Origin of the sequence: Nocardia carnea, from assembly GCF_029869215.1 — a bacterium.
Lineage (GTDB): Bacteria > Actinomycetota > Actinomycetes > Mycobacteriales > Mycobacteriaceae > Nocardia > Nocardia carnea_B.
In genome coordinates this window covers 1-1,074 of sequence record NZ_JARWPM010000001.1, presented here as the reverse complement: position 1 = coordinate 1,074, position 1,074 = coordinate 1, and the positions used below count along the sequence as shown (strand labels likewise).

At 69.8% G+C, this 1,074-nt stretch carries 1 protein-coding gene and 1 pseudogene; one reads left to right on the top strand and one right to left on the bottom strand.

The genetic code is table 11. The features are described from left to right. Window positions 1-585 precede the first annotated feature (585 nt). On the top strand, window positions 586-816 hold the full coding sequence (nrdH, locus tag QH276_RS00010; protein WP_280401131.1) for a glutaredoxin-like protein NrdH: 231 nt from the start codon (window positions 586-588) through the stop codon (window positions 814-816). 5 nt (window positions 817-821) lie between these two features. Here the strand turns inward: nrdH and QH276_RS00005 are convergent. Further along, window positions 822-1,074 (bottom strand): annotated as a pseudogene (locus tag QH276_RS00005) (hypothetical protein); the annotation flags it as partial.

The following is a 1,074-nucleotide window of genomic DNA, read 5'->3' as shown; positions in this document are numbered from 1 at the left end:
CCCCCGGGGCGCGGCGGGCGGGGCCCCCGGGGGCGCGCTCCGGGGCCCCCGCCGTCTCCCCCCGCCCTTCGGGGGGGCCCCCCCGGTTGGCGCGGGGGCGCCCCTCGGGCGTTTCGGGCTGTCCTGATCGGGGCGGAAGGTCCTGCTGGGGGTAATGGCGACTGGTGTGACAGACGGTGCTGATGCGTTTGCTGAAAAAGAACTGGACCCACCCGATTGTGATCTGGGCCACGGTGAATTCGGCGTGTCGCTACGCTGTCCTGCGGCTTACAGCCGTGAAATCACATCGTTGTGGTTCGCAACATCTCGTGTCGTTTCTTTCTGTCGCCCACTAGGTGTAGTGTCATCGGTACCCGAAGGCGGTGGTTCAACGGACCGGCCGGCGGCGGGTGGAATCGGCCCGGACGTGGCGTTTCAGGGCTGGTCCTCGGAGTTTGCGCAGGATCATCCGATCGTGCCGGCGCCGCGCCCCGTAAACGGATCACCGGTTGCGGAGCAGTACGCGGAGGGCTCGGCCCGGAGGCAGTGGTCGGACATACGAAGACCGCGAGACACCGCACATTGGCACAGGAGAGAGGGACTCGAATGATCACCGTGTACACCAAGCCCGCTTGCGTCCAGTGCAACGCCACCTACAAGGCCCTCGACAAGGCCGGGGTGGAATACCAGGTCGTCGATATCTCCGAGAACGCCGATGCCCGCGACTACGTGATGGCCCTCGGCTACCTGCAGGCCCCCGTGGTCGTCTCCGGTGACGAGCACTGGTCCGGTTTCCGGCCGGATCGCATCAAAGCCCTGGCCACCGTCGCCGCCTGAGCGCGTCAGGCCCGGAGGCGGTAGCGCAGCGTTACCACGCAGGGCCCGCGCGCCCGCGCCACACAAACAGCCAGGGCGCGGGAGGCCCCGAGGCGGGAGCGCCCCGGGCCCCCCGGGGGCCCCCCCCCCCGCCGCCCCCCCGCCTGGGCGGTGGAGACCGCCGCGTCCGCGAGACCGTCGCGGACGTCCTCCGCGGCCGCGGCATTGGAATCCGAGGTATGGATCGCGATCTCACCCCAGGTCTCGGCGACCCAGTTC